The organism is Leifsonia sp. McL0607, from assembly GCF_049993355.1.
Taxonomy (GTDB): Bacteria; Actinomycetota; Actinomycetes; order Actinomycetales; family Microbacteriaceae; genus Leifsonia.
On record NZ_CP188253.1, the window covers coordinates 1,068,272 to 1,087,554 of the forward strand.

Annotated in this window: 17 protein-coding genes; 4 read left to right on the top strand and 13 right to left on the bottom strand. The window is 69.9% G+C overall.

Annotated features, from left to right (window positions below; all coding sequences use genetic code 11):
* Positions 1–11 precede the first annotated feature (11 nt).
* Positions 12–1,049: a LacI family DNA-binding transcriptional regulator gene (locus ACPPVW_RS05150; RefSeq protein ID WP_426625451.1), complete on the top strand. Its 1,038-nt coding sequence runs from the start codon at positions 12–14 to the stop codon at positions 1,047–1,049.
* A 127-nt stretch (positions 1,050–1,176) separates the two neighbouring features.
* Here the strand turns inward: ACPPVW_RS05150 and ACPPVW_RS05155 are convergent, their stop codons facing one another.
* The 8 genes from ACPPVW_RS05155 to melA form a co-directional block, all read right to left on the bottom strand.
* Complete coding sequence (locus ACPPVW_RS05155) at positions 1,177–3,342, bottom strand: acyl-CoA dehydrogenase (RefSeq protein WP_426625452.1); 2,166 nt, start codon at positions 3,340–3,342, stop codon at positions 1,177–1,179.
* Between the two features lie 163 nt (positions 3,343–3,505).
* Positions 3,506–3,958 carry a DapH/DapD/GlmU-related protein gene (locus ACPPVW_RS05160; protein ID WP_426625453.1) on the bottom strand — a complete coding sequence of 151 codons (453 nt, stop codon included), beginning with the start codon at positions 3,956–3,958 and terminating at the stop codon, positions 3,506–3,508.
* Between the two features lie 245 nt (positions 3,959–4,203).
* Complete coding sequence (locus tag ACPPVW_RS05165; protein WP_426625454.1) at positions 4,204–5,160, bottom strand: carbohydrate kinase family protein; 957 nt, start codon at positions 5,158–5,160, stop codon at positions 4,204–4,206.
* Entirely contained in the window at positions 5,157–6,044 is an 888-nt protein-coding gene (locus ACPPVW_RS05170; protein WP_426625455.1) for a carbohydrate ABC transporter permease, read from the bottom strand. Before ACPPVW_RS05170 ends, ACPPVW_RS05165 begins: the two co-directional genes overlap by 4 nt.
* Positions 6,044–7,003, bottom strand: coding sequence for a carbohydrate ABC transporter permease (locus ACPPVW_RS05175; RefSeq protein ID WP_426625456.1), 960 nt, complete (start codon positions 7,001–7,003; stop codon positions 6,044–6,046). The genes ACPPVW_RS05170 and ACPPVW_RS05175 overlap by 1 nt, the downstream gene beginning before the upstream one ends.
* Positions 7,004–7,022: 19 nt before the next feature.
* Entirely contained in the window at positions 7,023–8,366 is a 1,344-nt protein-coding gene (locus ACPPVW_RS05180; protein ID WP_426625457.1) for an ABC transporter substrate-binding protein, read from the bottom strand.
* Between the two features lie 52 nt (positions 8,367–8,418).
* Entirely contained in the window at positions 8,419–9,300 is an 882-nt protein-coding gene (locus tag ACPPVW_RS05185) for an SIS domain-containing protein (RefSeq protein WP_426625458.1), read from the bottom strand.
* Positions 9,301–9,441: 141 nt separating this feature from the next.
* Positions 9,442–10,755, bottom strand: a complete 1,314-nt coding sequence (gene melA, locus ACPPVW_RS05190) for an alpha-galactosidase (RefSeq protein ID WP_426625459.1) — start codon at positions 10,753–10,755, stop codon at positions 9,442–9,444.
* A 113-nt stretch (positions 10,756–10,868) separates the two neighbouring features.
* On the opposite strand from melA, the gene ACPPVW_RS05195 reads away from it, so the two are divergent.
* A complete protein-coding gene (locus tag ACPPVW_RS05195; protein WP_426625460.1) occupies positions 10,869–11,681 on the top strand; it encodes a DeoR/GlpR family DNA-binding transcription regulator in 813 nt (270 codons plus the stop codon).
* 127 nt (positions 11,682–11,808) lie between these two features.
* On the opposite strand, the gene ACPPVW_RS05200 is transcribed toward ACPPVW_RS05195, so the two are convergent.
* The 4 genes from ACPPVW_RS05200 to recQ form a co-directional block, all read right to left on the bottom strand.
* The gene (locus ACPPVW_RS05200; RefSeq protein WP_426625461.1) at positions 11,809–13,062 is read right to left on the bottom strand and encodes a hypothetical protein; all 1,254 of its coding nucleotides are present in this window, start codon (positions 13,060–13,062) and stop codon (positions 11,809–11,811) included.
* 230 nt (positions 13,063–13,292) lie between these two features.
* The gene (locus ACPPVW_RS05205) at positions 13,293–14,588 is read right to left on the bottom strand and encodes a type II toxin-antitoxin system HipA family toxin (protein WP_426625462.1); all 1,296 of its coding nucleotides are present in this window, start codon (positions 14,586–14,588) and stop codon (positions 13,293–13,295) included.
* Positions 14,585–14,881 (bottom strand): helix-turn-helix domain-containing protein, encoded by a 297-nt coding sequence (locus ACPPVW_RS05210; RefSeq protein ID WP_426625463.1) that lies wholly within the window; start codon positions 14,879–14,881, stop codon positions 14,585–14,587. The genes ACPPVW_RS05205 and ACPPVW_RS05210 overlap by 4 nt, the downstream gene beginning before the upstream one ends.
* 254 nt (positions 14,882–15,135) lie before the next feature.
* The gene (gene recQ / locus ACPPVW_RS05215; RefSeq protein ID WP_426625464.1) at positions 15,136–17,172 is read right to left on the bottom strand and encodes a DNA helicase RecQ; all 2,037 of its coding nucleotides are present in this window, start codon (positions 17,170–17,172) and stop codon (positions 15,136–15,138) included.
* Positions 17,173–17,284: 112 nt separating this feature from the next.
* Between recQ and ACPPVW_RS05220 the strand changes: the two genes are divergently transcribed.
* Positions 17,285–17,854, top strand: a complete 570-nt coding sequence (locus ACPPVW_RS05220) for a dihydrofolate reductase family protein (RefSeq protein ID WP_426625465.1) — start codon at positions 17,285–17,287, stop codon at positions 17,852–17,854.
* Complete coding sequence (locus ACPPVW_RS05225) at positions 17,854–18,699, top strand: EamA family transporter (protein WP_426625466.1); 846 nt, start codon at positions 17,854–17,856, stop codon at positions 18,697–18,699. Before ACPPVW_RS05220 ends, ACPPVW_RS05225 begins: the two co-directional genes overlap by 1 nt.
* Positions 18,700–18,788: 89 nt before the next feature.
* On the opposite strand, the gene ACPPVW_RS05230 is transcribed toward ACPPVW_RS05225, so the two are convergent.
* Entirely contained in the window at positions 18,789–19,253 is a 465-nt protein-coding gene (locus ACPPVW_RS05230; RefSeq protein ID WP_426625467.1) for a MarR family winged helix-turn-helix transcriptional regulator, read from the bottom strand.
* Positions 19,254–19,283 lie beyond the last annotated feature (30 nt).

Genomic DNA, 19,283 nt, shown 5'->3' on the forward strand with positions numbered 1-19,283 from the left:
TGCTCGGTCTCGTGGCCTCTGAGAAGAAACGGGAGCGGCAGCCGACGCTGTCGGATGTCGCGACCTTCGCGGGCACGAGCGTGCCGACGGTCTCGAAGGTTCTGCGGGGAGGCACCGACATCTCGCCGGCGACGCGCGACCGCGTCATGATCGCCGTCCGTGAAGTCGGCTATTCGAAAGGCGTTCCGCGTCCCCGAGCACGATCACTCTCCTCCGAAGCGCCCCCGCTCATCGATCTCGTCGTCAACCACGTCGACGGAAGCTGGGCGAATCGGGTGCTGGTGGGCGTCGAACGAGAAGCCGCCGCAGCCAACGTCGATGTCGTCATCACCATCGCGCGCGACGACGGCGACTGGGTCTCGCGTCTGCTCAGGAGGCCGTCGCAGGGGGCCGTCATCGTGCTGGTGGATCCGACCAGCGCGCAGCTCGCGGCGCTGGCGGCCGGCGGCGTGCCCGTCGTCCTCGTCACGCCGATGAGCCGGCCGGCCGCGCCGGTCCCGAGTGTCGGCGTCACGAACTGGGAGGGCGGCCGTTCGGCGGCGGAGCACCTGCTCGAGCTCGGCCACACGAGGTTCGGTGTCATCGCCGGTGGGCATGACCACCTCTACAACACGGCCAGGATCGACGGCTTCCGTTCCGCGGTCCGGGACGCGGGGGCGGATGAGCCGCATGTCGCCTACGCCGACTGGAACAGGGAGCTGGCCGCGGAGCGCGCGACGGAACTGCTCTCGGCCGAGGACCGCCCGACCGCGGTCTTCGCCTGCTCCGACGTGATGGCACTCGGCGTGTACGACGCGGCCCGATCGCTCGGCCTGAGCATCCCGGGCGACCTCAGCGTCGTCGGCTTCGACGACGGTCCGGAGGCCGAGTGGGCGACTCCCGCGATCACGACCGTCCACCAGCCCGTGGCAGAGATGGGCGCGGGGGCGGTCGGCCTCCTCTTCCAGACGCGTAGACGCGGCGGCGACGATGAACGATCGCGACCGCCCAGGGTGGAGCTGTCCACGAGCCTCGTCGCCCGGGGATCCACCTCCGCGCCGAGAGGCTGACCACGCCGGCGCCAGGCGCGTCCGATTCGTCGTAGCCGCCGCCGGCCGCAACAAGTTGGCAGGACACGCCGCGTCGCGTCCGCGGGACGCGGCGTGTCCTGCCACTGAGATCGCGGCGGAACGCGGATCAGCGGTGCTTGCTGGACGCCTTCTCGGGCGTGGGCAGCGTCCCGTCCGCGCGGCGCTCGGCGTAGTAGGCGCGGGCCTCGGCCTGGCGCTCGGCCTCCGCGCCGCTCGCGATCTGCGCGCGCACGAGTTCGGGGCCGTAGCCGAACGCGTCGACGAGGTCGACGGCGTGCGAGCGCAGGCGCGTCAGCAGCCGGTCGATGTACGCCGACACGGCCTGTGCGCGCTGCGGCGACAGCCGGCCGTGAATCAGGTACCAGGCCAGGTGCTTCTCGATCAGGCCGAAGCCGAACAGGTCGCGCAGCCAGGTCAGCACCTGGCGGGTACCGGGGTCGGGAGCCTGCTCCAGCGCCTCGGTGAACGCCTCCCACTGCAGCAGCTCGCCGTGCGCGCGCGCCGCCTCGATCAGGTCGTTCTGCTGCGAGTTGAACAGGTCGGCCCCGGCCTTCTTGCCGAGCCTGGAGGCCGGGCGGAGACGTCCGCCGATCTCCCCGATCATCGTCGCGACCCGGTCAGTGAGCAGTTCGCGCTGCGTCGCCGACTCCTGCAGCCAGTTGACCGACCGGGCCGTCGACCCGAAGTCGCGGACGGTCTGGCCGACGCTGCGCAGCCCCGTGCCGTGGTAGGCCTTGCCCGCCGCCTGCACGACGACGTACCGGGCGAGGGCGCCGGCGTCGGCCTTGGCGAACTTGCGGCTGAAGTCGGTCAGCAGCCGCTTGGCGACCAGCTGCAGGAGGACATTGTTGTCGCCCTCGAAGGTCACCCAGATGTCGAGGTCCTGTCGCAGGGAGGTGATGCGGTTCTCCGTGAGGAAGCCGGCGCCTCCACAGGCCTCGCGCGCCTCCTGCAGCGTCTCGAGCGCGTGCCAGGTGCTCAGCGACTTGAGGGCGGCGGCGATGGTCTCCAGGTCCTGCCGATCGGCGTCCGTGTCGGCCTTGCCGCTGAACACGTCGTCGAACTTGCGCAGGAACACCTCGTGCGCGAAGCCGGCCGCGTACGTGGTGGCGAGCAGCGGGAGGAGGCGGCGCTGGTGGCGCTGGTAGTCGAGGATGACCTCCTCGTCGGTGTCGCTGCCCGCGGTGAACTGGCGGCGCTGGTCGGCGTAGGTGATCGCGATCTTCAGGCCGATCTTCGACGCGATGGTCGCTGACCCGTCGAGCGAGACACGGCCCTGCACGAGCGTGCCCAGCATGGTGAAGAAGCGGCGGCCGGGACTCGCGATCGGCGATGTGTACGTGCCGTCCTCCGCGACGTCGCCGTAGCGGTTCAGGAGGTCGGTGCGCGGGATGCGCACGCCGGAGAAGTGCAGCCGCCCGTTGTCGATGCCGTTGAGGCCGCCCTTCTGGCCGTCGTCCTCGCCGCCGATACCGGGGAGGAAGTCGCCGTTCGCGTCGCGGATCGGCACGTAGAACGCGTGCACGCCGTGGTTCACGCCCTGCGTGACCAGCTGCGCGAACACAACCGCGGCGGTCGCGTCGACGGCGGCGTTGCCGAGGTAGTCCTTCCATGCGCCCCGGAACGGGGTGTCGATGACGAACTCCTGTGTCTCGGGGTCGTAGGTCGCGGTGGTGGCGATCGCCGCGACGTCGGAGCCATGTCCGGTCTCGGTCATGGCGAACGCGCCGGGCACCTCCAGCGACATGATCGCCGGCAGGTAGGTCTCGTGGTGGTGCTCTGTGCCGAGGTGCAGCACAGCGGCGCCGAAGAGGCCCCATTGCACGCCCGACTTGATCTGCAGGGACGGGTCGGCCGCGACGAGCTCCTCGAACGCCGCGATGTTGCCGCCGTGATCGTCACTCCCTCCGACCGACTCCGGGAACGCCCTGTGCACCTGGCCGTTCTCGGCCAGCAGCTTCAGCTGCGCGAAGACGCGCGAGCGGTGGTCGGCGACGGACAGCCCTTCGACCTTCTGCATCTCGGGACGCCCCGACAGCTCGCGCGACGCCAACCGGGCCTCGGCCCACGTGCCCAGCAGCTGGCGGCCCAGCGCCTCCACGTCGATGTGCGGTGCAGCGCCGGCTGGTGCGGTGGCCGCGGCGGCTGCGGCCGCTTCGGAGGCGGCGGAGTCCTGGACGGACGCGTTCCGCTCGGTGCTGTACGGCTCAGTGCTTTTCGGCTCGGTGCTTTTCGGCTTCCGGGGGGCGGCGCGCTCGGCAGTGTCAACCATGAGTTCCTCTTCGATCTCTCTACGGTGTTCGCCACGCTACGGCTGCGGGGCCGCGGGCGGAAACCGTCGGTGCCGCGGCTACAAAAACGGCCCGCGGGGTCCGCGGGCCGTTTGTGGGAAGCTCCAAATGGGCGTCCTCCTCCTCGGCGGATGTCGACAACGATCAGGCTGCTCGCCGAGTGGTTCGCGCGCCATGCGGCGGAACCGTGAGCGCGGCGCGCGCCGCCGCAGTGCTGCGCAGCTCGATCACGGCGCCCGCCGGCACCTGCTCGTCGCGTTCTACGCGCGCGCCGTTTCCGATCGTCGCGTTCTCGCCGACCTTGACGTTGCTGCCGATGCGCACGCCACTGCCGACCACGCAGCCCTTGCCGACGTGGACGTTGGCGCCGACGAACGTGCGGTCGCCGATCGTGGCGCCGCTGTCGATCCAGCTGCCCGCACCGATGTAGGCGTCGAGCCCGATGCGGGCGGCCGCCTCCACATATGCGCTCGGCTCGATATGGGCCGACTCGGCGACGCGCGCCGACGGCGAGACCAGGCCTTTGCCGTTCGCGTGCCTTCTGTACTTGATGACTGCGCCGGTCTCGTCCTCGAGCTCTTCGATCCTCCGTGCCACTTCATCCCTCCTTCGAGATCGTCGCAAGATTATGCCACCTGACATAACCGCGGACGGGAGGGAAAGATTCCCTGATCGCCCCACGGAACGGGCACTGTACGCCCGCTACCGCGGGACGACCAGGGAGCGGGCTCGGAACCTGCTGAACGCGCAGCCGCCGGAGACGCCGAGGGGCACGTTGTTGCCCCTATCGGCCGTCCGAAGGGGCAACAACGTGCCCCTCGAGTGAGAAGAAGGGTGCGTGATTACGCGACCGGGAGGGTCAGGTCGTGGCAGGTCGCCTGCGTCGCGGTGCCGCCGCGGCCGCGCACCGAGAGCGACCCGGCGGTTGCGGCCCAGCGCAGGCGCTCCTCCTCGTCGGCGACGCCGGCGAGGAGGGAGGCGAGGTAGCCCGCGTCGAAGCTGTCGCCGGCCCCGGTGGTGTCGGCGACCTCCACCTGCAGTCCGGCTGCTGCGGCGACGCGCGCGCCGCCTTCGAAGGCGATGCCGCCCTCCGCGCCGGCCTTCACGACCACGCGGCAGCCGAGCGCCGAGAGTGCGCTCGCGGCCTCCTCGAGACCGGCCGGAGCCGCACCGGTGACGGCGGTCGCGATCGCCAGCGCCTCCTCGCGGTTGGGGAGGAACACCGCAACCCGCCGCAGCACCTCCTCCAGGCCGCCCCACCGCTCGGACGGGTCCCAGTTCGTGTCGAGGCTGACCGTGATGCCACGCTCTCCGAGCCACCCCAGCAGGTCGGGCAGCGTCGCCGCCAACCTCGGCTGCAGGAAGTACGACGCGATGTGCACGTGGCGGGGACTCAGCCGCTCCACGGCCTCCCGCACCGCCGCAGCCGACAGGCTCGGGATGGTGCCGGGCAGGGTGAGGATCGCGCGGTCGTGCGGCTCCGACAGCACGACGGACAGCCCCGTCGGCACCGCGTCGTCCACGGTCACCGCCGAGACGTCGACCCCGGCCGAGCGCAGCTCATCCAGCACGAACGAGCCGAAACGGTCCCCGCCGACCACCGCGGCGAGCGCCGTCGTCGCGCCCAGCCGGGCGAGCCCGCACGCGACGATCGCCGCGCTGCCGCCGAGTAGGAGGTCGGCCGTGTCGAGCAGCTGCTCGGCCTGCCCGAACCGCGGCACGGTATCACCGGTGAGCAGGAGGTCGGGGTTGGCGTCGCCGACGACGAGCACATCGACGAGGACGTCGATCCCGCTCATCCCTTCAGCCCGGAGAACGTCATGGTGGCGATGAAGTGCCGCTGCGCGAACAGGAAGAACAGGATGAGCGGCAGCGTCGCGACGACATTGCCGGCCATGATCAGGCTCCAGTCGGTCTGGTGCATGCCCTGGAAGTTCGCGATGCCCAGCTGCAGCGTGAACGCCTGCTGGTTGTTGATCGCGATGAGCGGCCAGACCAGGTCGTTCCAGGCGCCCAGCAGGGTGAAGATCGCGAGGGTCGCGAGCGCCGGCCGGGCCAGCGGGAGCACGATGCGGAAGAAGATCTGCCAGCGATTGCAGCCGTCGATCGCGCCGGCCTCCTCCAGCTCAGCCGGGAGCGAGAGGAAGAACTGCCGCATGAGGAAGATGCCGAACGCCGTCGCCAGCCACGGCACGATCGCTGCACCCAGTCCGTTCAGGAGGCCGAGGTTCGCGAACAGAACGTAGGTCGGGATCATCAGCAACTGTGTCGGGATCATGATCGTCGCCAGGATCATCAGGAACCCGAAGTTGCGTCCGGCGAACTTCAGGCGGGCGAAGCCGTAACCGGCCAGCGAACACAGCACCAGGTTCGACACGATCGCCGTTGACGACACGATGACCGTATTGCCGAGCCACCGCATGATGTCCGTCGTGCCGAAGAGTTTGGCGTAGCCGTCGAGCGTGAAGTGCGACGGGATGAACGGCGGCGGGAACGCCACCAGCTCCTTCGCGGGAGAGAACGACGCGAGCGTCATCTGGAGGAAGGGCACCAGGAAGAGGATCGCGATCGGGAACAGCACGAAGTGCCACCCGCTGAACCGCCGCCGCTTGCCCCGGCCGCTGCCCGTCTGCGCGGCGACCCGCTCGGTCGCCGAGGAGACCTCGTCGAGAACGCTGACCATCAGATCGCCTCCGATCCCCGGCGTCGCGAGTACAGCACGACGCCGATCGTGATGAGCAGGGTGACCGCGAACAGCAGGTACGCCGCGGCCGAGCCGTAGCCGAACTGCAGCGCGTGGAACGCCTTGTCGTAGAGGAAGTACACGATCGTCTCCGTGGAGCCCAGCGGGCCTCCCTTCGTCGTCGTATAGACGAGGTCGAAGAGCTGGATGGCCTCGATCGTCTGCCAGATCGTCACGAACACCGTCACCGGCGCCAGCTGCGGCCAGACGATGCGCCAGAACGTCTGCCAGCGGTTCGCTCCGTCGATACGCGCGGCCTCGATCAGGTCGGCCGGCACGTCCTGCAGCGCGGCCAGGTAGATCACGGTGGTGAACGCCGCCGCGCCCCAGAGCGACATGATCGCGATGACGAGCATGGCCTGGTGCGGGTCGTCGAGCCAGCCCTGCTGCGGGAGCCCGAGCACCCGGAGCACGTTGTTGACGAGCCCGAACTGCGGGCTGAACAGGTACGTCGACAGGATTCCGGTCGACGCAGCGGAGGCCACGAACGGCACGAAGATCGCCGTGCGATAGAAGCCCATCCAGCGGATCCGACGGTTCAGCGCGACCGCGAGGAACAGCCCCAGCAGAACGGAGGCCGGCACGAACAGGAGCGTGAAGCCCACGGTGTTGAGCACCGCGTTGCCGAAGTCGGCGTCGCTCATCAGAGCGGCGTAGTTCTGGCCTCCCACCCAGGTGGCCTGGCTGAACCCGTCCCAGCTCTGGAAGGACAGCACGAACGCCCAGAGTGCCGGGAAGATCGACAGGCCGAGGATGATGATGGTCGCCGGGGCGACGAAACTCCAGCCGGTGAGAGCGGCTGTCACGCCCTGCCGGCGGCGGTAGCGGCGGCTGCGCTGGGCACCGGCCGCCGCCGGCTGCGACGTCGTCCCGGGCTTCGACACGGTCATGTCTGCCATGGCGCGTTGCTCCGCGTTCCTACTTCTTCGCCTGGGCATCGGCCGTCTTCGCGGCCTGGTCGAGCGCGGATGAGGGCTCGCCCTGCCCTTGCAGGACTTCGGAGATCGCCTTGCCGACGGCCACCGAGAGCGAGGCGTAGCTCTTGCTCGTCGGGCGGGTCTCTTTCACGTTCTTCGAGTTGGCGACGAACACCTCGTAGCCCGGGTACTCCGCGGCCTGCTTCGCGACCGCCTCGGACGAGGCCTCGGAGGACCGCAGCGGGAGGTTGCCGAGAGCCACGTTGAAGCGCTCGTCCTGCGCGGCCGAAGTCAGCCACTGCGCGAACTGTGTGGCCCAGTAGGCGCGGTTCTTGTCGTGGTGGTCGAACAGCGCCCAGATGTCGGGGCCGGACACCGTCTGGTGGTCGCCCTTCGTGCCGGGAAGCTGCACGACGCCGTAGTTCGTGCCTCCGGTCTTGAGGTCCGAGAGCTCCCACGGGCCGGAGGTGATCATCCCGATGCGGTTGCTGACGAACAGCTGCCCGAACTTCTCATCGGTCTGGTCGAGGTACACGCTCTTGTCGTCGACCGCCATGGAACGCAGGAAGGTCAGGGAGTCGTCACCGGCGGTCGAGTTGAAGGCGGCCTTGCCGTCGCTGTCGAGGATGGAGCCGCCGTTCTGCCACAGGTGCGGCCAGAACTGCCAGGTCGTCTCCTCGCTGCCCGAGACGGAGTAGCCGTAGCCGTAGACGTGGTCGGCCGAGTTGGTGAGCTTCTTCGCCGCCGCGCGGAAGTCGTCCCACGTCCAGTCGGCGGTCGGGTAAGCCAGGCCGGCCTTGTCGAACAGCGTCTTGTTGTAGAGGAGGCCGATGTTGTCCACGACAGCGGGGAAGCCGATGATCTTCGACCCGGAGGGCTGCGCGGTGCCGCGGGCGGCCGCGGTGAACTCGCCCCAGTTGACGCCCGGCTTCTTCACATCGGCGGAGATGTCGAGCGTGCGGCCCGTCGCCTCCAGCTGACCGGCCCAGGAGCCGAACGCGTACGACATGTCGGGGTACTGGTTGCCCGCGAACCCGGCCGAGAGCTTCTGCAGCAGGCCGTCGGTGGAGGAGGCGCCGGGCGAGAGGTCGATGGTGACGTTGGGGTGCGCCTTCTCGAACTCCTTGGCCAGCCCCTCGATCGCCTTCTCGGCGGCGTCGGCCTGGCCCGACCACACCTGGATCGTGACCTTGGCGGAGCTGTCCAGCGTGGTCGCGCCTTGCGTACCGCTGCAGCCGGCGAGCGCCACGAGGGCGGCGGTCGCGGTGACGGCGGCGGCGGTGCGGAGAGCGCGGCGGCGGAGCGCGGAGCGGGCGGGGGCAGTGTTGCCGGGGCGAGGTAGCATCTTCGGTTCCTCTCGGGTTTGTCTGGCGCGTCGGGGTCTGAGCCGGCGGCGTTCAGCCGAGCACGATCGAGCGGGTCAGGTGACGGGGGTTGTCAGGGTCGAGGCCGCGGTGGGCGGCGATCGCGACCGCGAGCCGCTGAGCGTTCGCGAGTTCGACGAGCGCGTCGTGGCTGCTCGTGCGGACGCTCGCGCCGGTACGCTCGATGTCCTCCACGAGGCTGGGCTCGGTACGGCCGATGATCCAGACCAGCGACTTCTCGCCGGCGACCGCGAGCGGTCCGTGCCGGTAGTCGAGCAGCGGGTAGGACTCCGCCCAGGCCTGCGCGGCCTCCCGGATCTTGAGGGCGGCCTCCTGGGCCAGGCCGTAGGTCCAGCCGCTGCCGAGGTAGACGAAGTGCTCGAGCGACGCGATGTCGAGACCGAGCGGCTGGGCCAGCGCGGCCTCGGCCTCGGCGGGGAGGCCGCTGACGTCCTCGCCGAAGGCGGAACGGGCGAGCACCAGGAACGTGGTGGGGAAGCGCGTCTGCACGACGGACTCCTCGTCGGCGAAGTCGAGCAGCAGCACGTCGTCGGCGCGCTCGGCGACCGGCGAGTCGGCGACGCCGGTGACCGCGACCACGCGCACACCCTCGGGGAGGGCCTCGATCGCCTCGATCGCCTCGGTCGTGGTGCCGGAACGGCTGAGGACGACGACCACGTCGTAATCGCGCCACGGCCACGGCTCGGACGCGTAGGCGGCGTCGGTCACCCCGAAGCCGGCTCCTTCGCGCAGTGCCGCGAACGACTCGGCGACGAACGCCGAGGTGCCGCAGCCGAGCACGAGCATGCGCGCCCCGGGCAGCGTGAGGAGGTCACGGGCGCGGTCGGCGTGCCGGTCGAGGGCTTCGCGCCAGACGGCGGGCTGGCTGTCGATCTCGCGGGAGGTCAGTGTCACGGGGTGCTCCTTCGTGCGGTGCGCGAGCATCGCTGCGTCGCGCTTCCTTCATCATTGGTGGATAGTGAGCGTTTGACAACAAAACCGCTCATTTCGCTCACTTTGATTGATCGTTTGTAACAAACGTGTTTCGACTGGCTATCAGTTCGCTGACGAGAGGGTGCCGCCGAGCGCCGCGGGCAAGCGCGAGGCGTGCCGGGCGATGAGCTCGTCGCACAGCGTCCAGATCTGCTCAGGCGTCAGTGAGGAGCTCGCGTTCGGGTCGGTCAGCACCGCACGGCGCACGAGCGCCGGATCGCCCAAGCGGGCGGCCTCCACAGCGAGTTCGGCAACCGAGAGGTACGTGCGGTTGAGCGCGGCGCCCTGGGGCGGGATGTCGCCGAACGGCAGCGGGTGCACCCCGTCGGCGTCGACTCGGCTCGGGACCTCCACGACCGCGCCCTCCGGCAGGTTGCCGATCAGGCCGCGGTTGACGACGTTCGCGTGGATGACGCGCTCTGTGCCCGTGAGGATCGAGTGGATGACCTGCGGCGCGTACTCGGCAGCGCCCTCCTCCAGTTCCAGCGGCTCGCCCGCCGCGAGCGCCGCCTTGGCGTGCTCGAACTCGGCGACGTTCTCCTCCGAGATGCCGAGGTATTCCAGCGGCCGGAGGCGGAAGCGCTCGATCTGCTCGGGCGAGCGCAGGAACCAGGACAGATATTCAGAGGAGTGCTCGCTGGTCTCTGTCGGGTAGAAGCCGATGCGCTCGAAGATCTCGACGCGCACGCGGCGGCGCAGCTCGGGATCCCGTTCGATGGCCTCCCGCAGCAGCGGATAGAGGTCCCGGCCGTCGCGCGACCACTCGACCAGCCACGCCTGGTGGTTGACACCGGCAGCACGGTAGTGGGTGCCTTCCATGGGCACGCCGATGAGCTCGCAGAGGTCGTGCACCGTCCAGTACACGCTGTGGCAGAGGCCGACGGTCTTGATCGACGGGGCGACCACAGACATCCACCAGACGTTCATCGTCATGGGGTTGGTGTAGTTGAGGAACCAGGCGTCGGGGCACAGGTCGAGCATGTCGGCGGCGATGCCGGACAGCACGGGGAACGTGCGCAGCCCGCGGAAGACGCCACCGACGCCGGTGGTGTCGCCGATGGTCTGCAGGAGGCCGGCGGCAGCGGGGACCTCCAGGTCGATGCGGGTGGCGTCGATGCCGCCGACCTGGATCATGTTGATCACGAAGTCGGCGCCGGCGAGCGCCTCGCGCCGGTCGAGCGTCGCGACGATCTCGGCGGTTCTCCCGAACCGGGCGGCCACCTGTTCGGCGGTGCCGCGGGCGACGTCGAGGCGCTCGGCGTCGATGTCGTGCAGCACGATTCGGAGGGTCGGGAGGTCGTCGAAGCGGAAGAGGTCGGCGAGCAGCTGGCGGGTGAAGACCACGCTGCCGGCACCGAGGAAAACAATCTGTGGCATGGGGCGATCCTGCGGTATGGTGTTCAGTCTGCGCAACAATTTGATCGAATAGCGCTTAAAATGATCACATCGATTGATCGATTCGCTGATGAGTCGCTCGAAAGGACACTGCAATGGTCGCTCCGTCCGCCGAAACGGCGATCGCCCGCGTCAGTTCGGGCCGCCGCGCGCGACGCATGGTCGAGATCCTCGAACTGGTGTCCGAGCGCGGCTCGATCAGCCTCGCGGAGCTCTCCGAGACACTCGACATCTCGGCGCCGACGGCGCGCCGCGACCTCTCCGACCTCGCCGACCAGCAGCTGCTGCTGCGCACGCACGGCGGCGCTGCCGCGCTCGAGCGCGGCCAGGAGATACCGGTCGCGCTGCGCGACACCCGGTTCCAGGAGGCCAAGCGCGGCATCGCCAAGGCGATGGTTGCCCGCCTCCCCGCCGAGCGTCACGTCGTCGCGCTGAGCGGCGGCACCACCACGGCGAGCGTCGCGCGGGCGCTGGCGAACCACCGCGAGATCACCGTGGTCACCAACTCCCTCACGATCGCCAACCTCCTCTCGGGGTTCGCCGGCGTGCGGGTCGTGATGACCGGCGGCTTCCTACGCCCGCAGTCGCTCGAACTCGTCGGCGCGATCGCCGAGAACACTTTCAACGCGGTCAACGTCGGCACAGCGATCCTCGGCGCCGACGGCATCAGCGTCACGTCGGGCGTCACCACCCACGACGAGACCGAGGCGCGCACCAACCGGGCCATGGTGGCGAAGGCGCAGCGCACCGTCGTCGTCGCCGACGGCTCCAAGATCGGCAACGTCGCCCTTGCTCCCATCGCCGACCTCCAGCAGGTGGCCCTGATCATCACCGACAGCTCGGCCGACCCCGACGAACTCGACCGGCTGCGCGCTGCGGGCGTGGAGGTCGTGGTCGCGGAAGCGTAGGGGCGGCGTCAGCGGTCGCGCGCACGCGGCTCTCGTCGTCAGCCGCGCTGAGCCATCACCGGGGGCACCAAGCCGTCAGGCACTGCGCCGTCAGCCGCGCTGAGCCGTCCCCGGGGGCACCGAGCCGTCACCGGCACTGCGCGGCGACGGCGATCTGCTCGTCGCTGGGACGGCCGTAGGCCTCGATCCCCGCGCCCATGACGTCGAAGCCGAGCCCGATCGTCCAGGCGGTCGCCCACATCTCGTCGTCACGGTTGAAGGCCGGACCTTCGAACAGAGGCCGGCACTCCGGACGCACCACCTGCGCGTGACCGACCTCGTGCGTGACCACAGCCTTGGCGTCCACGTCGCCGGCGGTCCAGCCCTCCTGCACGGTGAAGTTGAGGTCGATCGTCGCCCAGCCACCGTCGGTCTCGCGGTACATCGCCGTTCCCGAATACCAGCCCGCGCCGAGACCGCTGACCTGCTCGTGCCATTCGAAATCGAGCGGGACGCCGCGGGCGATCGAGCGAGCGTACTCTTCGATCTGGGCGCGCACCGGATACGCGGGATCCTGCTTCGCCGCCTCGCCTGCGGCGTGAGCCGCCTGCACGCCGTCGATCGCCTCGACGAGCTGCACGAGCCCCTCCCCGCCGAACCGCGAGGAGGTCACTCCGGCGTCACCCAGCTTCATGACGTGCTGCAGGGTCAACCTGCTCTCGAAGGTGGCGGAGGGGCTGGCCGTCAATGCCTCCTGTGCGTGTGCGGCCAGCTCGCCGTAGACCGCGCTCGCGCTCTTCTCGAAGGGCTCCTGCGCGTTCCCGAGCACCTTCAACTCGGCGGCGCGCGTCTTCGTGTTCGCGATGTTCTGATGCGTCAGTTCGTCTTTGTCCTGAAGATCGCCGATGACGGTCCACGGCCAGAGATCCGCGGTAGTCGGAGAGGCCTGAGGCCGCTCGAACTCCGTATGCATGTATTTCTCACTCTTCGCCTTCAGATTCACCTGCGCGTCGGCGAGCGCGGTGGCGGTGCTCTCGGCGAGGTAGTCAGGGCGCGGGCTCTCGGTGAAAGCGGCCATCGATCCGACCGATGCCCGCGCTTTGTCGAGCGCCGCACCCCGGTGGAGGCTGACGTCGGCCAGTTCTTCCGAGGACGCGATCACCTCCCGGTACGCGGTCGTGATGCGCTCCGTGGCGAAGAACTGCCATCCCCAGGTGCTTCCCGCGAGTCCGCCCGCCGCGAGCAGCGAATAGGCGGTGATCTTCAGCCAGCGCCGACGCGTGCGCTTCGGGGCGGGAACCTCAAGCGGCTCGTGCGGTTCGACGACCTCGCCCGCGTCGGAGAGCTGATGTTCGGCGTGCGGTTCCGGCGCGGGGTTCTGCGGGTCGGCTGGGAGGGTCATAGTGCCACCCTGCCCAACGAAAACGTTCCACGGTGACTACCGCGATTCCGGAAACGCGCGTCGGCTCGGACACGTCTGCGGTGCCCTCAGGGCCTTGACCCTCTCCCGACCGCGGTCCGAGGGTCGCGGCGGTGTCCTATGGCGACGATGCAGCCGTCCCCCCATCGCCCGATATTTGCGAGACGCCCTACGCGCGGCCTGAATGGTCCGAATGACTATGCGGGCGGCGGCTACGCCGACGTGATGACGGTTGCGCTGCGTGCCGCGGCGTCGGCGAGGGTGGCGAGCCCGGTCTTGAAGCTGTGCTCGAAACGGGCAAGCTCCGAGGTAGGCACGTGGTTCCTGGTCGCGACTTCTCGCCAGTCGGCGAGGGCTTCGCCGACCTGCGTGAGCACTGTTCGAGCCTTGTTGGGGGGGAGCCGGCATGCGCGAGCAAGTTCGAGCAGGCCGTCGGCTTCGTCGGAGAACGTTTCCGCGCCGGCGATGGTGGTCTGGCGGGCATCCGAGTCGGGATTCGCATTGACGTCGAACGCCGGCGAGAGGGTCCAGCCGGCTCGGCCGCGGAGGAACCCGTGGTTGCGCAGATGGTCGTCCGTGTTGTTCAACCCGACGCTGACGGCGACGCGGCGGAATAGCTGGTTGGCGTCCTCCTTGGTCTGAGCGCTGACCTCTTCCAGCCGTTCGGCGATGTCCATGTAGTCGCCAGTCTCGCCGTCGCGGCGCTCCAAAAGGGTCATCGCGCTGATATAGCCGACGCGGTCGGGATCGGCGCCATCCGTCCGGTCGACGCGATCGAACCGGTCTAGCAGAAGCAGGTGCCGCTCATCGATTTGGACGAGACGATGCACTGGGGTGCGAACGCCCGCAGCAGCGGCAAGGTCGAGAGCCGTTGCCTCCCACGCCATCACATCCCAGTCGTCCTCGTGATGCGGGAACTTCGCGATCAGCTGGCGTCCATCGTCTCCGAGCACGGCGGCTTTCGGGCGGGCGCCGCCGAGGGAACCGGTGCCGGCGTCCAGCAACGCCTTCACCGCCTCGAAGTCGTCGCCGTCGGTAGCGCGAGCCGCGACGTCGGCTGCGTGGAGGAGCCCGGGCAACCCGACCAATCTCGGGACGGTGTGGCCAGGGTCGAGGAAAGCCGAATTGTCGTCTACGCGGAACCGCAGCGCGCCTTGACGAGTGATGTCGCTGACCCCGGCCAGGAAGTCGACGTCGTCCAGGTCATGCGGTCGTCGCCCTTCCTCGCGCGCAAGAGCGCGTTCGCGCTTCGTGATCAGGTTGCGGCCCCACCGATCGGGGGCGGAGTCGGCGAACGCTCCAGGAAGGCCCCGCGTGTGTTGGGTGCCCGAGAACAGCTCGAATGCCGGGTCGATCGGGTAAGCATCCGGATGGGCGAGGTACCCCGGATCGTATTGGAAGGTGGTCGAAGCAAGTGCGCCACGGCGCCGCTGGAACTGGGCATGGCCCACGAAGACAGTCGCGCCTGCGAGCTCGAGGTGCACGTGCAGCGCTTCAAGATGGGTCATCGCACACGCTGCCGGTTGATCAGACCCGCACGGGCACGGCCAAGGTCTGTGTTCAACGGATCCAGCGCCTCGGTCAGCGCCTCCATGATGCCGAGAGAACGCGCGACGCGCAGGACCACGTGGAACCCGACCGTAGGGTCGCCGCGCTCGAGCTTCCGGAGCGTGGCGCGAGTGATGTCAGCGCGCTCGGCCACCTGCTCGGTGGTCAGGCCGAGAACCTTCCGCCACCCGGCGAAGTCCTGACCGATCTCCTCGGCAGCGCGGAGCACCCGCGCAGGCATTTCGCCGGTCATCTATCCTCCTCGGTTGAATAAAGGCTACTACAGTCCCCTTTAACGCGCATATTGGGCATTGGGTTGATCGTTACGGTAGATGTCGGCGTCAAACGCGGCACGGTTGCGGGGGCAGGACGGCTGGTCGATCTGGACGCGCCTACCAGGCAGCGCCGCGGCGCACCTTCAGAGCCCCGATTGCAGGGATGGACGCAGAATCGAGGCATGGAGAATCATGGGCAAGGTGTCGCCGTCGGCGCTACGCCCGCACGGTGCTAGGCGCCGGCCGCGACCACCTGCAGCAGCGCCTCGCCGTAGGCCTCGCGCTTCTTGGCGCCGATGCCGCTGATGCCGTCGAGCTCGTCGAGGTTGGCGGGCCGGGCGGCCGCGACCGCCCGCAGTGTCGCGTCGCCGAACACGATGTACGCGGGGACGCCCTGAGTCTTCGCCTCCCCTGCCCGCCAGGCGCGCAGCGCGTCGAAGAGGCCGGCATCGGCCGGAGCCAGGTCGGCCGCAGCGACCGAACGTCCACCGCGGGACGACCGGGCCGCACGCTCGGGCTCCCGGCGCAGCACCACTTCGCGTGCGCCTGACAGCACCTCCCCGCCGGCCGGGGTGAGCACGAGCACACCGTATTCCCCCTCGGGCTTCAGCAGCTCTTGCGCGATCAGCTGGCGGACCACGCCGCGCCACTGGCTCTCGCCGAGGTCGTCGCCGATGCCCCAGGTGGCGAGCCCGTCGTGACCGTATTGGTCGACCCGGGGCGTGCGCTTGGCGCGCAGGATGTCGATGAGGTGCCCCGCGCCGAACCGCTGCCCGCGCTCGCGCTGCAGCCGCACGACGGTCGAGAGCAGCTTCTGGGCGGGAACCGTGCCGTCCCACGCCTCGGGCGGGTTGAGGCAGGTGTCGCAGTTGCCGCACGGCGTCGAACGCTGGTCGAAGTAGTTCAGCAGGTTCACCCGACGGCAGTGCACTGTCTCGCACAGGGCGAGCATGGCGTCCAGGTGCTGCGTGAGGCGACGACGGTGCGCCAGATCGCCGGGGGACTCGTCGATCATGCGCCGCTGCTGCACGACGTCTTGCAGGCCGTAGGCGAGCCAGGTGGTCGACGGGAGGCCGTCGCGACCGGCGCGACCAGTCTCCTGGTAGTAGCCCTCGACCGACTTGGGGAGGTCGATGTGCGCCACGAAACGGACGTCGGGTTTGTCGATCCCCATGCCGAACGCGATCGTGGCCACGACGATGACACCGTCTTCGCGCAGGAACCGCGCCTGGGTGCGCGCACGCGTCTGAGCGTCGAGGCCGGCGTGGTAGGGCAGCGCCGTGAGCCCGCGGCCGGCAAGGAACTCCGCCGTGCGCTCCACCGAGTTGCGGGAGAGCGCGTAGACGATGCCCGCCTCCCCCGGGTGCTCGACCGTGATGAAGTCGAGCAGCTGCTTGCGCACCTCCGCCTTGGGCACGATGCGGTACTGGATGTTGGGACGGTCGAAGTCGGAGACGAAGTGCTCTGCACGGTCGAGGCGCAGGCGCTCGGTGAGTTCGCGGTGCGTCGCCTCGGTTGCGGTCGCCGTCAGGGCGATGCGCGGTACGTCGGGCCAGCGTTCCGCCAGCTCGGACAGTGCGAGGTAGTCGGGCCGGAAGTCGTGTCCCCACTGCGAGACGCAGTGCGCCTCGTCGATGGCGAACAGCGCGACGCGACCGCGTTCGAGGAAGCGCTTGGTGGCCTCGCTCGACAGGCGCTCCGGCGCGACGTAGAGGATGTCGAGCTCGCCCGCGAGATAGTCGCGCTCGACCGCCGCACGCTGACCGGCGTCTTGCGTGGAGTTGAGGAAGGCCGCACGCACGCCGACCGCGGTCAGCGCATCCACCTGGTCTTGCATGAGCGCGATGAGCGGCGACACCACGACGCCCGTGCCCTCGCGGACCAGCGACGGAATCTGATAGCAAAGCGACTTTCCGCCACCAGTGGGCATCAGCACGACCGCGTCGCCGCCGGAGATCACGCGATCGATGATCGCCGCCTGCTTGCCGCGGAACGCGTCGTAGCCGAACACCGTGCGCAACGCCTCGGCGGCGGTCTGGAACCGTGGCGGGGCCGGACGCACGGCCGCGGGAGAGCCGGGACGACCAGCCCCTGGCTGCCCACCGCGCCCAGCCCTCGAAGGCGACGCCTCCGCAGGGGGCTCGTCCACGAACGGGATGCCGGCGTACGGGTCCTCCCCGAAGTCGGGCAGCGGCGGCTCGGCGTCGAACGGCGCCTCGTCGAAGGGCGGCGCCTCCCGGCCGTCCGGCTCCCAGGTGTTCCAGCTCATTCCACGATCGTAACGAGCGCCGCCGACCGCTGTGCCCGCGCGCCGGATCTCCGGAGAGCCCGCGGCCTCCCATTGCCTGTGGACGACTCCCCGCTCCGCTACGATCGGGCGCATGCGGCAGCTCATCGTGTCCGAGTTTCTCACCCTCGACGGCGTGGTCGAGGCCCCGGGCGGCGAGACGGGGCATCCGCACGCGGGCTGGACGATGCCGTACGGCGCCGACGACCTGTTCGCCTTCAAACTGCAGGAGGCGCGCGACTCCGACTCGCTGCTGCTCGGCCGGCGCACCTTCGAGCAGTTCGCGGAGGCGTGGCCTCCCCGTGAGGGCGAGTTCGCCGACACGATGAACGCGATGCCGAAGACCGTGGTGACCGGCCGAACCGACGACCTCGGCTGGAACGCGACGCGGCTCGACACGGCGAACGGCGTCCGCGCCGGCGTCGCCGCTCTCAAGGAGGGGGACGGCGGTCCGATCCTGGTCGTCGGCAGCGGCACACTCGCCCGGGCACTGCTCGTGTGGGGCCTCGTGGACGAGCTGCGCCTCCTGGTCTGCCCGGTGCTGGTCGGCGGAGGCGCGCGGATCTTCCCTGACGACCGCGCCAAGTGGACCTACGAGCTCGCCGGGCTGCAGCGCTTCTCGAGCGACGCGGTGCTGCACGTCTACCGGCTGGCCAGGAGCTGATGCCGGCCACCATCTTCGGCCTGATCAGCGCGCTCGTCTACGGCTCCGCCGACTTCGTCGGAGGCGTGGCGTCGCGCGTGATCGGGCCGCTGCGCACCACCGCCATCGGGGCGGTCAGCGGACTGGCGCTGCTGCTCGTGGCCCTCCCGATCGTCGGGGGCACCTGGTCGGCCGCAGCGCTCGGCTGGGGCGCGGCCTCCGGAGCGATCGGCGCCGCCGCCGTCGCCCTGCTGTACGCCTGTCTCGCGATCGGCCCCATGAGCATCCTGTCGCCGCTCACGGCGCTGGTGTCCGCGCTGGTGCCGCTGGACTGGGGGCTGGTGGGAGGCGACCGCTTCGCCCCGATCGGCTACGTCGCGCTGGGGCTGGCGCTCGTGGCGGTCGTGCTGGTGGGCTTCGTGCCGGAGCGCGGCGCCGTGCGGCCCAGCGCCCGCGCGCTCGGGATGGCGGTTGCGGCCGGCGCACTCATCGGCCTCTTCCTCATCGTGCTCGACCAGACCCCGGCCGACTCGGGGCTCGTTCCGCTGGTGGCCAACCGGACGGTCAATGCCCTCATCATGTGGACGGTCATCGGCCTCCTCGCGATCCGGGGCGCGACCAGGAGGTTCACCCGGCGAGGCGTGCTGCTCGCGATCGGCTCCGGCCTCCTGGACGCCTCGGCGAACACGCTCATCCTGGTCGGGTTGCGCGTAGGCGACCTGGCCACGATGTCGGTGCTCGTGGCGCTCTACCCGGCCGGCACCATCGTGCTCGCCGCCGTGGTGCTGCGCGAGCGCATCGCGCCCGTGCAGTGGGCCGGCCTGGTACTCGCGATCACAGCAGCGGCCATGCTCGCCGTCGCCTAACCCCCGCCCCGCCCCGCCCGCGCGGCGAGACGTGAGTAATCGCGGGAATCCGGGCCGGGATTCCCGCGATTACTCACGTCTCGTCGGGGTCACGGGGTCGGGCGCGCGATGTGCGCGGCCTGCTCGAGGACGGGGAGGGCGCGGCGGAGGGCCTCGACCTCCTCGGGGGTGAGCTCGGCGAGGATGGCGGCCACCGCGCGGGCGCGGTCCGAGAGCGCGGTGAGCAGCAGGTCGGTGCCGGCCTGCGTGCCGGACACGAAGAACGAGCGCCCGTCGTCGGGATCCGGAGTGCGCTCGACCAGCCCGCGCACCTCCAGATCGGAGACGACCCGCGTGATCGTCGGCGCCGCGACGACCTCGATCGCCGCGATTTCGCTCGGCCGAAGTGGACCCTTGCGCACGATCGTCGACAGCGCCGACAGCTGACCGTGGCTGAGGCCTCCCGGGGACGACCGGATGCGGCGGTTCAGTCGCCCGACAGCCAAGGCCAGGCGGCCGGGGACATCGTCGTCACCGGTCGTCGGCCGTTCCGGATGCTCACGCTCGACCTGCACCGACTTCCTCGCCTTCCACCGTGGCCGGCC